Annotated in this window: 11 protein-coding genes and 2 pseudogenes; 9 read left to right on the forward strand and 4 right to left on the reverse strand. The window is 42.8% G+C overall.

Annotated features, from left to right (window positions below; all coding sequences use genetic code 11):
* Positions 1-342 precede the first annotated feature (342 nt).
* Complete coding sequence (locus ACEW80_RS16620) at positions 343-2,508, reverse strand: caspase family protein (RefSeq protein WP_373527655.1); 2,166 nt, start codon at positions 2,506-2,508, stop codon at positions 343-345.
* A gap of 248 nt (positions 2,509-2,756) precedes the next feature.
* On the reverse strand, positions 2,757-3,935 hold the full coding sequence (sat, locus tag ACEW80_RS16625) for a sulfate adenylyltransferase (RefSeq protein WP_373527656.1): 1,179 nt from the start codon (positions 3,933-3,935) through the stop codon (positions 2,757-2,759).
* On the opposite strand from sat, the gene ACEW80_RS16630 reads away from it, so the two are divergent.
* The 3 genes and pseudogenes from ACEW80_RS16630 to ACEW80_RS16640 all read left to right on the forward strand — a co-directional run.
* Complete coding sequence (locus tag ACEW80_RS16630) at positions 3,927-4,064, forward strand: hypothetical protein (protein ID WP_373527657.1); 138 nt, start codon at positions 3,927-3,929, stop codon at positions 4,062-4,064. The two genes, sat and ACEW80_RS16630, sit on opposite strands and share 9 nt — an antisense overlap.
* Positions 4,065-4,269: 205 nt before the next feature.
* On the forward strand, positions 4,270-4,446 hold the full coding sequence (locus ACEW80_RS16635; RefSeq protein ID WP_373527658.1) for a hypothetical protein: 177 nt from the start codon (positions 4,270-4,272) through the stop codon (positions 4,444-4,446).
* Between the two features lie 10 nt (positions 4,447-4,456).
* Positions 4,457-4,753: pseudogene (locus ACEW80_RS16640) on the forward strand (hypothetical protein); the annotation flags it as partial.
* Between the two features lie 367 nt (positions 4,754-5,120).
* Here the strand turns inward: ACEW80_RS16640 and ACEW80_RS16645 are convergent.
* On the reverse strand, positions 5,121-6,899 hold the full coding sequence (locus ACEW80_RS16645; protein ID WP_373527659.1) for an iron uptake porin: 1,779 nt from the start codon (positions 6,897-6,899) through the stop codon (positions 5,121-5,123).
* A 489-nt stretch (positions 6,900-7,388) separates the two neighbouring features.
* Here ACEW80_RS16645 and ACEW80_RS16650 point away from each other — a divergent pair, with 489 nt between their 5' ends.
* The 6 genes and pseudogenes from ACEW80_RS16650 to ACEW80_RS16675 all read left to right on the forward strand — a co-directional run bounded on the left by ACEW80_RS16650 (position 7,389) and on the right by ACEW80_RS16675 (position 13,504).
* Positions 7,389-8,816, forward strand: coding sequence for a hypothetical protein (locus ACEW80_RS16650; RefSeq protein ID WP_373527660.1), 1,428 nt, complete (start codon positions 7,389-7,391; stop codon positions 8,814-8,816).
* A 793-nt stretch (positions 8,817-9,609) separates the two neighbouring features.
* Entirely contained in the window at positions 9,610-10,152 is a 543-nt protein-coding gene (locus ACEW80_RS16655; RefSeq protein ID WP_373527661.1) for a phycobiliprotein lyase, read from the forward strand.
* A 430-nt stretch (positions 10,153-10,582) separates the two neighbouring features.
* Entirely contained in the window at positions 10,583-10,903 is a 321-nt protein-coding gene (locus ACEW80_RS16660; protein WP_373527662.1) for an RNA recognition motif domain-containing protein, read from the forward strand.
* Between the two features lie 291 nt (positions 10,904-11,194).
* Positions 11,195-11,353, forward strand: a pseudogene (locus ACEW80_RS16665) (DUF5340 family protein); the annotation flags it as partial.
* A 231-nt stretch (positions 11,354-11,584) separates the two neighbouring features.
* A complete protein-coding gene (locus ACEW80_RS16670; protein ID WP_373527663.1) occupies positions 11,585-11,839 on the forward strand; it encodes a DUF4212 domain-containing protein in 255 nt (84 codons plus the stop codon).
* Positions 11,840-11,848: 9 nt separating this feature from the next.
* Positions 11,849-13,504 carry a sodium:solute symporter family protein gene (locus tag ACEW80_RS16675; protein WP_373527664.1) on the forward strand — a complete coding sequence of 552 codons (1,656 nt, stop codon included), beginning with the start codon at positions 11,849-11,851 and terminating at the stop codon, positions 13,502-13,504.
* Between the two features lie 90 nt (positions 13,505-13,594).
* On the opposite strand, the gene ACEW80_RS16680 is transcribed toward ACEW80_RS16675, so the two are convergent.
* On the reverse strand, positions 13,595-14,195 hold a 601-nt coding region (locus ACEW80_RS16680; RefSeq protein ID WP_373527665.1), incomplete at its 5' end, for a tetratricopeptide repeat protein.

A 14,195-nucleotide genomic window follows, 5' to 3' on the forward strand; every position in this document is an offset into this window, starting at 1 on the left:
AGCTACTTTCCTGATTGAGATGTTTTTCTGAACATGTGCTGCAACTATTTTTTCTCGAAGATCGATAGAGTATGACTTCATTTAAAAATATTTATACTTTAATTTAAAGTGTACCTCATTACAGACGGAAGTGCTGTAAAACGGACTATAACCCAATACGGTTCAGTTAAGGAGAATCGTAGGTTGGGTTTCGTTCCTCAACCCAACCTACGCGGCTTAAGGTTTTTTGCGCTAACTGAACCGTATTGGACTATAACCTTTTCTCAGTCGTCTTTAGACGATAGACTCAGAATGAATTCTGAGGCGGGCTAGATGAGAATGAAATAGCCCTGCGTTTCACTTTTACACAACCTGAAAGCTAAAGCTTAGACTTGCCCAATTATTCACATCCAAAATATATGAGTCAGCAGATGTGCCATTCATTTCTGTTTTGCGTCCACTAACGTTATGCAAATCTTGTAGCAAAGCTTGTGCAATGTCTAAGGGATTCGACAATGGATTAATCAGCCGTTGGTCGGCTGCGGGATAGTTATCAGTGTTCAAGACTGCGAGAGTTCTGCTCAAGGAAGCAGTACTAAGAATCAGTTGTTGTTCATAAAAGAAGGCTGGTCCTGGAATCACCCATTGAGAAGCAGCATTAGTTTGAGGTAGTGTGAGGGTTTCACCTGGAGCAATGACGACTTCTTTGAGGAAAGGTTTGGTGTCCGCAGTTTTTGGTTCTTGGGGGGGTTCCCAAGGGTAGAAAGCAACCGCTGTTTGATTATTTTTTAATCCTAACAACATTAAATATACCGGGCGATCGCTCTGGTTTTGCACCCGATACTGCATTCGACTACCAATAGGCACGGTAGGAGTGGGGAGTGCTGAGTGCTGAGTGGGGAGTGGGGAGTGGGGAGTGGGGAGTGATTTGCTCGTTGAAGTCTCAGTTTTGAAAGCTCGGACTGTTTCGCGTTGCATCACCATCTGAGATGAGATGCCACTAATTATTTCTAAAGTTGCCTTGATTGCCAAGCGGGAAGAACCTTCATTTTCTGTGAGTCGCCATAACTTAGCTGCTAGCAGGGTGGATAATTTCGGCGCTAACCGTAGGACTGCTACTTTTACCGCTTCTCCAACTTCACCGCCAGCATTGGGAATTAGTTCACCATCAAGAGCAAATAGGCCATAGCGACTAGGTGTTTGCTGTAGCTTGGCAAATAAATAATCAGCTGGTTTTTCTCCTGCTATTACAGTGGATACACGGGGAAAGGCAGCAAAGCCACTTGTAGCATCTACCCGCTCAATTCTTTCTAGTCCAGTATCCAGAGCAATTGTTAAACCAACATTCCGAGGTAAAACCCTGACTGATTCTTGGACGAGTTGCCCGACTTGTAGAGAACTTGCACTTTCAACTTTGGAGATTTGCGCTTTTGCTGTTAATCCACTACGCGATCGCAATATTAACTCTTCTCCGGTTGCTAAGGTGAGTCGAGAATTAACTCCGTAGTATTCTAGTACTTCTGAAGGTAGTCCTCCTAACCACAAGTGGACTGTTTTGCTGTCTTCTTCAATGACTGTTACAGCACCTTCTGCACTAATAGAACCATTTAGCGGTAAAGATGTTACATTTAGCTTCTCTATATGTTGATTTTTATTACTACTTAATAATGCTGGCTGCTGTTTGCTACCCAATTTGGACAAAGAATTTTCTACATGAGAGAGAGCAACTTGAATTGTTGTAGCTGGGGTCGATTCCCACAAATACTGCGTCAAAGCGTAGGTAAATAACCCGGCTTTAAAACCAGAAAATAGTCCTTCCCTTGCCGACTGCTTGGAGTCTGAGGTAGCTGCTAAGACAACAGGGGTGTTGAGTAACTTCTGAGTTTTAAGTTGTTTGAGAAAGTCGAGTTCCTCTGTTGCTAGTTTTGCCTCTACTGACTCTTGAAGAGCGCGAATTTTTAATCCTAAGACTGTGCTAGGAGCATAATAGCTAGTATCTAATACTGCTGTTACTCGGTGTGTGGGGAGCGATCGCAATAATAACAGTAGAGTTTCTTCTAATAAATAGTTGACTATTTTCTCATATTGTGCAGTAGTGGTTTCATTAGCTGGCACTAGAGCATTCTGCACTGTGTCTAACGATGTTTCTAATTTGACGCGGGTACCGTAGCCGCTAAAGTGGAAAACAACCACATCACCAGGTTTAGCTTGCTTACCCAGATGATCCAAAAAAGCCGCTTCAATGAATTCTCTAGTAGCTTGTTCCTCAGTTAAAGTTAGGATATCTGAGGCTTGAAAACCAAAGCGGTAAATCAAAAGTTCTTTTTGCAGTTCTACGTCTGTTAGACAACCGCTAAGGGCTGGACTTTTTTGATACTGATTAATGCCTATCAACAATGCCAACTTGCGCGAACTCGGTTGTGCTAAAGCTTGGTAATAGCGATTTCCCAAGGTTAACCACTCAGCTTCAGTTACTCCCAATACCGCAAGTATTGAGCCAATTCTGTTTAAAAACCTGCGCCGTTTCATAATTAGCTATCAGTCCTCAGCCCATCAGCTAGCAGCTTAAAGGGTTGAGGTCTGTAATGTAAAGTTACAGTCTGTACTGTTTGCTTGAATAAGTTGAGAGTTGCAAGTGGGGACAGGAGAAAATACCCATGCCCAATACTTCTCTACAAAAGGCTGCGCCAAGGGCAACGCTCAGTACAAGTGCCCCATGCCCAATGCCCAATGCCCCATGCCCAATGCCCAATGCCCCATGCCCAATGCCCAATGCCCTAAGCCGGTATTTGTATTTGCATTGCCCGCGCCAACTCTGCCGCCACCTCTGGACGAGAAAATTCTGGTGGGGGTAACTCACCACGCCGCAGCATTTCCCGGACTTTTGTCCCCGATAGGTGAATGCGTTCTTCTGGCTTACTGGGACTGGTTTTAGATGTTGCCATCTGCTTAGTGCGCGTGCAGTAGAAAGCGTGTTCAAATTTCATTGGCACAATGCCTAATTCAGCTGGCTCAAACTCATCAAAGATGTACTGAGCATCATAAGTGCCGTAATAATCGCCAACGCCAGCATGATCCCGTCCGACGATAAAGTGAGTACAGCCGTAGTTTTTGCGGACTAAAGCATGGAATATGGCTTCACGAGGTCCAGCATAACGCATGGCGGCGGGATTAATTGCCAAAACCACCCGGTTATGGGGGTAATAGTGTTCTAGCAAAATTTCATAACAGCGCATCCGCACGTCGGCGGCTATGTCATCATCTTTTGTAGCTCCGACTAATGGGTGCAAAAAGAGCGCATCTACTGTTTCCAAGGCGCACTTTTGGATATATTCATGAGCGCGGTGAATGGGGTTGCGAGTTTGGAAACCAACAATTGTTTTCCAACCATTTTCTCGAAACAACTCTCGTGAGGCAGCCGGATCAATTTGGTAGGTGGGAAACTGGGGATGAGGTTCGCGTTGCAGTAGCCAAATATCGCCAGCAAGATGTACATTACCTTGGTTATAGAGTACTTGTACACCTGGATGTTTCGCATCATCAGTGCGGTAAACGTTTATTGCTTCGCGGGTTTTGTCGTAGTGATATTTTTGCGTGAGTTGTAAAACTGCAATAAACTCACCTCTGGAGTTATCCAGACGAACTAAGCCGCCTTCTTGCAAGGGGTCAGCTACTTCTTCGCTTACCGACAGTGTAATTGGAATTGACCACACAAGACCGTTAGCTAGTCGCATTTCTGTAACAGTGCGATCGCAGTCTTCTTGGTTCATGAAACCCGTCAATGGACTAAAAGCACCGATCGCAATCATTTCTACATCAGAAACGGCGCGATCATCAAGTTGCACTCGCGGCAAAAAGTCAGCTTTTGAGAGAAACTCTGCTCTTTGTTCTAGTGTGGCGATACGGTTAACTAACTGTCCACCGTGGGGGGCTATGGTATCTAAATTGTGACTCAACGTAATCCCCTCTCTGCTTTTAATGCTATTGTTTCAGATTATGTACTAACTTATCAAATGCTGGTACTGAGAAATAAAGAGTTTGGGCATGGGGCATTGGGCATTGGGCATGGGGATGAACTGAGATAAGGAGATGTATTTACTGTCATTGCTTCGCTTCGCTCGCAATGACAGTGTGTAATTAATTCCGTTCGATTACTTAAACTGCGGGGACGCGGAGAAATTAGTCAATTCTTTCTAAATAGTTTTTTTGCAGCTTCTTTGTGTGCGTTATGGTGTCAGCAGTAATGTCAGAATTAGCTATGATCATCCAAGTATGGCAGGAAGTTAGAACATGGACAAATCTTTGCTAAAAAAGTTTCGCAAAGCGTACCAGGATTTAGAACTATTCCCGCTGATTACAGCGAGACAGGTTGAAGCATTTCGGGTTGATTTTGCTAATGAAACGATCGCTCGCTTAGAGCAAGCTGTTGTGGCAAGTCTAGTCTGCTGGCGAAATTTTCTAAGATGAAGCATTACAATGCTACGAAACCGCTTTGTCATTTTACCGCGACATCGGCGATCGCTTGGGGGAAGCTAACATCCTGCAAGAATTCGGTAAGTTGCAACAAAACCCCCAGCAAGCATTAGAATATCTCCAGCAAACACAAAACCTCTACATCCAAATTGGCGATATCTACAACCAAAGTCGTAATCTGCTGTTTATCGCCGATGTCCAGTTAAACATGGGAGACTCAAAGGCTGCAATTAATTCTTTAAATCATGCGGCTGAGTCGAAAATTACTAACGAATATCTTTGGAGAAAAGGATATATCTGAGCGCACCTTTTCCATTATGAATATATTACCTTGTCAACTAGTAAAAAGTCAACAGTTGCTTGACTTAAATTAAAAATTAAACTTGGTGTAAGACAATTTTCGAGTTACCCGTTGAGCGTTTGGTAATTTCATAAAAAGCGATTATTAGGAAAATTATAGTTTTATTGATGATCCGGATGTTTTTGTTGATGAATAGAATGTTTTTGTTGATGAATAGAATATTATCAACAATTCAAAATGCGTTATGCCAAAGGCGAAGACTCCGAAAGCTCTGTCCAGAATAATCAGGTGGTATAAAATCCCACCCGATTATAGACCGTTTAGTATAGGCGGAAGTATCAAAACAGGAGTCAATTGCTGGAAACCTTTAGAAGGTAAAGGTGGTTCTCAGCGTACCGATAATTGCATCATCGTTGGCGCTGTTTTGACCAGGAGAGGTCAACCAAATTACACCTGGGGTAATTGAAATGTTATCTGAGACGCGATACTTGTAAAAGCCTTCAAAGTGATAAGGTATATCATTACCAGCAAAGCCGACTCGGTTAAAGGCATAAGGTTCTGCACCAGCAAAAATACCTAAAACGTTACCTTTTTTACCGAAGTCAGGCAAGGCTATGCCAAGTCCGTAGCTCCAAGCTTCATAATTATCATCAGCACCAAAGCCGACGACATCATGGTAAGAGACAAAGCCACTAATTGATAGTTTGTCGCTAGGTCTGAAGGCTGCTGATATCCCGTAGGAATTACTAGAAGATGCGTTTAGGGCACTTAGGGTGTTAGCTTGACCAGTACCGACGACGCGGTTAGTGCTACCCAAACCACCACCGAGATCAAATAAATTACCACCCCCAGCACCATGATACCCGTGAACGTAGGTAGCACCTAAAGCAAAGCGATCGCCAATATTAAAGTTCAACTGTCCCAGAGCCGCATAGTTACCTTCAAGCAAACCTTGATTTGCTCCAGGATTATTAGCATTTGACGCCAAGTAGCCTATAGTCAGTGAACTTGGTAGGAAAAAATTGCCACCGCTACCAAAGGCTAAAGTCAGTGCTGCACCGGCACCACCACCAATGCGATAGATGGGACTTTCAGAAGCGAAGGTAGACAAAGCCCCATTACCGCCATCAAAGTCTTCAAAGTAAGGATTGTTAGTGGGAACATAATCGCTATGAATACCGCCAGTGGCCGCAAAGTAAGCTTGGACTGGGCCTATAGGTACGTAATACGCCAGCCAGTCTATAATCACACCGTTGTTACCAGTGCTACCGATTTCAAAGGCTTGTGTGCCTTCAGCAGTATCAATAGGAGCACCAGCATTATCTAATTGACTAAAGGCTCTTGTATTCCCGGCTGAAAGACGGGTGTGTAAAAGGTCTTTACCCGTAAAACTGGTTTGCAAGTCTAAACGTACCCTATCTTGGAAGACAGTATTATTGTTATCGCCAGTATTACCGCCAAACACATCACTGACGGCAAAAATAGCTTCACCGACTAATTTTGTGGTAGTAGAAAACTGATTTGCTTCTAATTCAGCAGTACGTGCTTCTACAGCATCGACTCGACCACGCAAAGTTGCCAGTTCTGCCGAAAATTCTTCTTGCAAACGCTGAAGGGTTGTCAAATCCTGTTTAGTCACCAAGTCAGCAGTTGCTGTGGCAATCAGTTCATTAACCCGATCTAAACAAGCATTCAAACCTGCGGCAAACTCATAACGGGTCAATGCCCGATTGCCACGATAAGTAGAATTGGGGTATCCAGCAATACAACCGTAGCGCTCAACCAGAGATTGTAACGCTTGAAATGCCCAGTCAGTGGGCTGTACATCAGAAAACTGAGAAACTGATGTTACCTGAGACATTGAATTCTGGTTTTTGCCTTCACTGCTGTAAAGGTTGACTTGTTCTAGGACATTATTATCATCAGTCTTTGCTTGGGCAACCAGAAATTGATCAGCAGTTGGTTGCTCTGTTGGAATCAAAAATGAAGCGCCAATAGCTTCTGATGCTTCCGTCTGAGTCGCTTTTGCCTTTGCATATTCAGAAGAGCTTGCTGCTTCAGTAGCCATAGCCCTAGCGGAAACCAACACCGTCACTCCCAAAACTACTGGACTTAGTACCAGAGTTTTCCACAATAAATCAAACATTTTTTTATTATCCTTTCCAAAAAAGACCTGAAGTTAGTGGCTTCAAGAAAAAGAGAACAAGGAGTTATTCTACTTCCGAAAATCTTATCAGATTGCAGTCAACTAAACTATAGTCTTACAGATATAGTCTCACAGAATGTTTACGGATGAAGAATTGTCAGGTTTTGCAGATGGTTTGTTTGCCAAAGGTCTTGTTTATAACGGGAATTTCGCTCAATTTTGTGCCATTTCTAGGCTTTAACTTCTTATTTTTAACCCTGCTTGGCGATAGATCCTTTTGATTTTGGTCAAAGTAACAAATTTCAACTAAAGTTGGTCATATTTACAAAGAACTGCGAAATTAGCTAATGACATCATTAATAATAAGAATCTGAAAGTCTCTTCAACTTTGCGGAAAGTCTCAGCGGAGGTTTCCGACGCTCCGAACTTTCCCAGACGAATTTTCAATTGTTAACAATCTGGTTCTCCAAATTCTGCAAACAACCACCCATGTCATCTTTTACTCAAGGTATTCCCGGATTACCTGATTTGACGCATCCGACTGAGCTTGTCCAATTTGGAACTCAGGCGCTTACAGCATCACTATTATTAGTATTTTTGGTCATAGCTTTGGGAGTTGCAATTGCTCTAATAAGTTTTTCTTTACGTCGAAGCCAGCCGGAACAACTAATATTTATTGGTGAATGGGCTGTTGCTTATTCCCAACTGCTGCGGGGATTACAGCATTTAACTCTAGTATTAATTCTGTTAGTACCTGGATTTTTTCTCTGTTCAACTTTAAGCAATCGCTATCACCATTGGGAACAAGAAAGGGTGGCTCAAGTAGCCCAAAGTGTTGCAGGTGAAAAGCTCGAACAGTTTGCCCCACAAGTCCGCTACTCTGTTCAAGAGCCATACACCTATACCACTCAAGTTGACGGCAAGATAGTTAAGGTCAATGATATGCGAGAAAGCAACCGCTTCTTGATGCTGGCTGGTTCGCAAATTCAAGTCAAGCTTGACCAAAGCGTAGATGTTCCAGGTCGCAGCTCAATTTATCAGGTAAATTATACTGCTGATTATAAAGTAGTCAATCAACTCAAGGATATTAATAATTTTTTCTTTGAAGCACCGCCGCCCAACGGTTACACAGTGCTTTCTAGCTACAAAGTAGAGCGTGACGGTATTAGGCTACAACCAACCAACGCGGGGAATTATAATTTTCCCTTCAAGCTGCAATCAGGGGAAGAAACCACCTTTAAAGTCACCTATCAGGCTCAAGGAGGATCTCGCTGGGTTTATAGTGCAGAGGGACAGTTGCTTTCTAACTTCCGCCTCACAGCAATTGCTAACTTTGCTCCGGCTGATTTTGCTAGTGGTGTTGTACCTAATGAAATTAAAGTTGACGGACGCAGCACTCAATTTACTTGGAAATTTGACGACAATGTTTCAGTCAAAAATCCATTTGGAGTCTTTACCAACACCGAGCCGATTCGTCACACTGGCGTAATTCCTCGTCTTTTGTTACTAGCACCAGCAATATTCCTGTGGTGGATATTGTTGTTATATTTGTCGCTGCCTATGAGTTTCAAAAATGTAGCGATCGCTGGTAGTATTTTCTTTGCTTGTCTGTTGACTTTGACCTATCTGGCTCGCTTGATGAATGCCCAATTGGCTTGGACTTTAATTTCTATCATCTTACTGATATTGACATGGGGATTAGGAGCTAGCCGTAGTGCTTCTCTGGCTGCGATCGTTTGCACTATTGCTGGAGCAGTGCTACCTGTTTTTGGATTATTAGTACCGTTTAGCGGCCTCACCCTCAGCCTAGCGGGTTTTCTTTCAGTTATCTGGCTAGCAGTTCGTCACTGGTATGGCTGGTATAGTTTGCATCTAGAAAATGAGAAATTGCAGGTTCAGAGAAACGCTAAAGATTAACTGCTGACGTGATTCCGTTATGATTAGCAAAGTTTTAGCTAATAGCACTTATGGATAATGATTTACTAGCTTTTTTTGCGGGTATTGGGCTAATTATTCTCTATCTCATTTTCTCAGCATTGACTGAAATGGGTACTAAACTGCCCTGGAAGAAATAATTAAAATCAAAAATACGTAAAAAGTTTACACTTCTAAACTCGATTTGGCTGAGAAAAAGGAATAAATATCCTTTAGGCTGAGTTAATGTACTTATTGCTTGAAAGGATGCCAAATGCGCGATCGCCAGAAGAACCAAATTAAAATTGATCCGGCAACCGTCGTTTTGATTGTATCTCTACTAATACTCTTGCCTTTGCTGGTTGTTGGTTTTTTATCGCAGTGAGTTAGTGAGCAATACTTAACAGATATATTATCCCGACGTTTTTCACAAAAGGCGAACGGGTCGCACTTTGTATTACCCTACCAGCGACAGCAATTAAAAAAGCGATGCCTACGGCGGGCTGGGCCTACGCCACAAGTAAAGCTAACGAAGAAAGAAATCACTTAATTCAGGGGATATTTGATACTTTAATCTGCGAAGCCGGAGATGCTCCGCCTCCAATCTGTATCGGATTTTGTTTAATTTGTTAAAAATATTAAAGATTTATTGCTTTTTATGTCTAAAATATATTAGAAAACACTATTTTTTCTTACTCCCTTGCGTAATATGGCCAGAAACAGGGCGATAAGTACTGTAGTAACAACAATTAAATTTTGCCAGAAAAATATTTGCATTAGGTGAGGAAGGTAAAACGTGACATCATTGCTAAAAATTGTACAAACTGCTAGTGAATCCCAGATTTCGGAGTTTTTCCAGGAATCAGCCGGTAAGTGGCGATCGCAACGACGCTACTACACCCTACCCGCGGGAGAAACCAAGGAGATGGAGAGTATAGTTATGATCAATTTTCTAGAGCAAGGCTGTGATGAATTGCAAAAGCTAGCTCAAATGCACGATTTGCCTGATGCCGATAGTTTTTTCTGTGGTGCAGCAGTCACATGGGAAAGTACGGATGTGCTGAAGGCAAGGAAGGAGTCTCAAGGTTCAACATTATTTGGGGCTATGGGCAACACTTTGTGTCGCGATCGCGGTTTTGCCATATCCAAACCAGTCACCGCCCAGTACTATTTCTCTAACCCAAAAACACTGTGTTTGCGAACTGAGTACAACGGTTCATTGTTTGAGGAAGAGTTAAAGCTAATTGGCAGCAAATACCGCACCAGACAGACCATTATCTCCCGTGCAGGTGAGCAGTTGATGATTGGCCAATATTTAGAAAAAAGAATGGAGAGTTAATTTATCAAACAGAATTCAGGAGTCAGAATTCAGAATGAATTCTGTACGAGTGGCGGATGAATAACTGGGTTGAAGACCACCAAATTTTCAATTTGGTGGTCTTCAAGACGCTCGCGGACTCCCTAACGCTGCGCTATCAGTGGCGGGTCTGAATCCCCGACTGATTCTGACTTCTTCTTCAATGGGTGGCTATAGCCTTACCTATATTAGTACTACCCAGCACTAAGCTATCAACTGCTAACATAACTTTTTATAACAGTTTTTAAACTTTCCCCTAGAAAGTTTATTCCTATGCCATAATGGGGAGTGAAATGAGAATTAATTCGGCGACAGTGTTTGTGTTTAGTATTGACAGGCTTCTTCCTATTGGTATTACAGACTTCTCTCCGAAATCTAAATCTCTACAAACTTATGATTTTGGAGACATTCAATGTCAATTTACGTAGGTAACCTCTCCTATGAAGTTACACAAGACGCGCTGAGTGCTGTTTTTGCGGAATATGGTTCTGTAAAGCGTGTTCAGCTACCTACTGACCGTGAAACAGGTCGTTTACGCGGCTTTGCTTTCGTGGAAATGGGTACAGAAGATGAAGAAACAAAAGCCATTGAAGCCCTTGATGGTGCTGAGTGGTTGGGTCGTGACCTTAAAGTGAATAAGGCTAAACCCAGAGAAGACAGAGGTGGTTCCTTTGGTGGTGGAAGCCGTGGTGGCGGCGGTGGCGGCGGTGGCTACAACCGTAACCGCTACTAAACCAAGTAGACTAAAGTAACTTAACTGAATGTGTAAAAGGCTCAGGCAGCAATGCTTGAGCCTTTTCTATACAAAATTTTACTTGTGAATAATACTCAGATATAGGACTCATATTTGATTTTTGAACAAACTCAGTACAACTCAAAGAGACTTCTTCCCTACTCCCCACTCCCAGTTTACGCAAATAATTTCAGAAATCAAATCGGATTGCTATAGATAGATGAGTTTTATTTGTGTCTAACAGCATTTATAGTTTCATGTTTCTCTGACTCAAAACAGTCCATCCAGACAGACTTACGGCATCAAGTGAATCAGCTAATTATTACTCTCCGAAAAGCTGCCGCGCAACAAAAGCAATTAGAAGAAATTTGCGAGTTTTCCTCTGTGACTGTTGATTATCGTTGGTCGATAAACCATCATAACGTTAGCAAAGTTGTCGCCCCCGACTGAAAAAGTTATTAAAATACTAATGACTGATTGAATATTGCAGTTTCATCAACCAACATTTGTTTATAACTGACCAGATGGTAATTTTCAGCTAGTCATTGCTTAGTTGTATTTAATACAATCAGATTAAATATTGTTTACTAAATAATTTAAAAATTAATAAACTAATTAGACGCGATAATAACGGGTTATTGGTATTATTTTGATGCACTAACGTAATGATGATGAACAACAATGGATGAAGATCAGCGCCGTTCTTATTGGCGTGCTAATACTGCTTTAATTCGTAATCTTTTAATTGTCTGGGCATTAGTTTCTCTAGTTTTCAGTATTTTGTTGGTTCAACCTTTGAATGCGATACGGTTTTTTGGCGTACCCTTTGGCTTTTGGATGGCGCAACAAGGATCAATCCTGGTATTTGTGGCGTTGATTTTCATTTATGCCTTCCAAATGGACAAGTTAGATCGTAAATACAATCTCAGAAAGTGAGGAAAAATTGTGTCAGTTGAAATTTGGACTATTGTATTAGTTGGACTTTCTTTCTTTGTCTACATTTATATAGGTTGGCAATCACGAGTCGAAAATAGTAAAGACTTCTTTATTGCAGGTCAGGGGATACCCTCGATTGCTAATGGCGCAGCTACCGCCGCCGACTGGATGTCAGCAGCCTCGTTTATTTCAATGGCGGGGCTGATTTCTTTTTTAGGCTACGATGGTTCTATTTATTTAATAGGGTGGACGGGTGGCTATGTATTACTGGCATTATTACTGGCTCCCTACCTACGGAAATTTGGAAAGTATACAGTGCCAGATTTCGTAGGCGATCGCTACTACTCTAACATTGCCCGTTTGGTGGCAGTCGTTGCAGCCATTTTCGTTTCCCTCACCTACGTTGCTGGACAAATGCGGGGCGTGGGTATTGTTTTTAGCCGCTTCCTACAAGTAGATATCAATACAGGTGTGATCATTGGCATGGTGATCGTGGGCTTTTTCTCTGTGTTAGGGGGGATGAAAGGCATTACCTGGACACAAGTAGCACAGTACTGTGTGTTGATTTTTGCTTACTTGATTCCAGCGATCGCGATCGCCTGGTTTCTTACTGGTAATCCTGTTCCTCAGCTAGCATTTACCTTCAGTGATATTGCTGACAAACTCAATAAAATCCAAGTTGACCTGGGGTTTAAGCCGTATACTGAGCCATTTGTAAACAAGTCGATGCTAGATGTACTGTTCACTACTATTGCTTTGATGGTAGGCACTGCTGGCTTACCCCATATTATTGTCCGATTTTACACAGTAAAAAGTGTGCGTGCAGCTCGCTATTCTGCTGGTTGGGCACTCCTATTTATTGCCATTCTTTATACAACGGCTCCAGCCCTCTCCATGTTTGCCCGCTACAACCTGATCGATTCTCTGCACAATCATACGGTTGCAGAAGTGCAGCAGCTAGACTGGGCGACCAAGTGGGAAAAAACTAAACTGTTGGCTTTTGATGACATAAATAATGATGGGCGTTTCCAGTTAACCCCGAACAAAGACACTAATGAAATAAAGATTGACCGAGATATCATTGTGCTTTCCACCCCAGAGGTAGCTAACCTCCCTCCGTGGGTGATTGGCTTAGTAGCGGCTGGCGGTTTGGCAGCTGCATTGTCTACGGCATCTGGCTTGTTGCTGGTAATTTCCAGTTCCATCGCCCATGATATCTACTACCGCATAATAGATTCCACAGCCTCAGAAGAAAAACGGGTGTTTGTCGGGCGGATCATGGTAGGTTTTTCCCTCGTCCTCGCCGGATATTTTGGGGTGAATCCGCCGGGATTTGTGAGTGAAGTGGTAGCTTTTGCCTTCGGTTTAGCTGCTGCTAGTTTCTTCCCGGTGATTTTTTTAGGGATTTTCGACAAACGCACCAATTCTGAAGGTGCGATCGCCGGTATGTTAACGGGTTTAACTTTTACGATAATCTACATTGTCGGCGTTAAGTTTGGCGGTATGCAACCCTGGTTTTTTGGGGTTTCTCCCGAAGGAATTGGTACTTTGGGGATGCTAATAAACTTCGCTCTCACCCTAGTGGTTTCGCGCCTAACGCCACCTCCTCCAGCAGAAATTCAAGCGTTGGTTGAAGACCTCCGCAGCCCATTGATTGAAGAGTAGGGCATTGGGCATTAGGTATTGGGCATTGATTATTTCTCCCTCACTCATTTCATCTCTCTTATCCCCTTCATCCCTGACTTCCCTGCTTACCTACTGTCCAAGTTCTTTGATGTTATTCATCACTTGTTGGTATAATTCATTATTACCCTGACTTTGAAAAATGCTTGCTGCTTGTTGTAAGTCTTTAAGCGCTCCCTCTTTGTCTCTGTTAGTGGCGCGGGCATTTCCCCGATTATTGTAGGCAGGGGCAAAGTTAGGATTGAGACGAATGGCTTCATTATAATCTTCGATCGCACCCTGTGGATCTCCATTGGCAGCACGAGCATTTCCCCGATTATTATAGGCGATCGCATATTTTGGGTTGAGAAGAACAGCTTGGTCAAAATCATCTAGTGCCCTTCTTTTTTCTCCTAGTGAGGCGTGGGCATTGCCTCGATTATTGTAGGCTTCGGCATAATTAGGATTAAGGCGAATCGCTTCACTATAATCTTTAACTGCCTCTCTGTTGCCTCCTAGTGAGGCACGGGCGTTCCCCAGGTTATTGTAGGCTTCAGCGTCGTTAGAGTTGATGCTAAGTGCTTGATTGTAATCTGCGATCGCTTTTTCCTTGTCTCCCAAATCAAAGTAGGCTAATCCCCGGCCATTGTAAGCAGCGCCATATTGAGAATTTTGAGCAATTGCCGTACCATAG

The sequence above is a fragment of the Nostoc sp. genome, assembly GCF_041747015.1.
In the GTDB taxonomy this organism is placed as follows: Bacteria; Cyanobacteriota; Cyanobacteriia; order Cyanobacteriales; family Nostocaceae; genus Nostoc.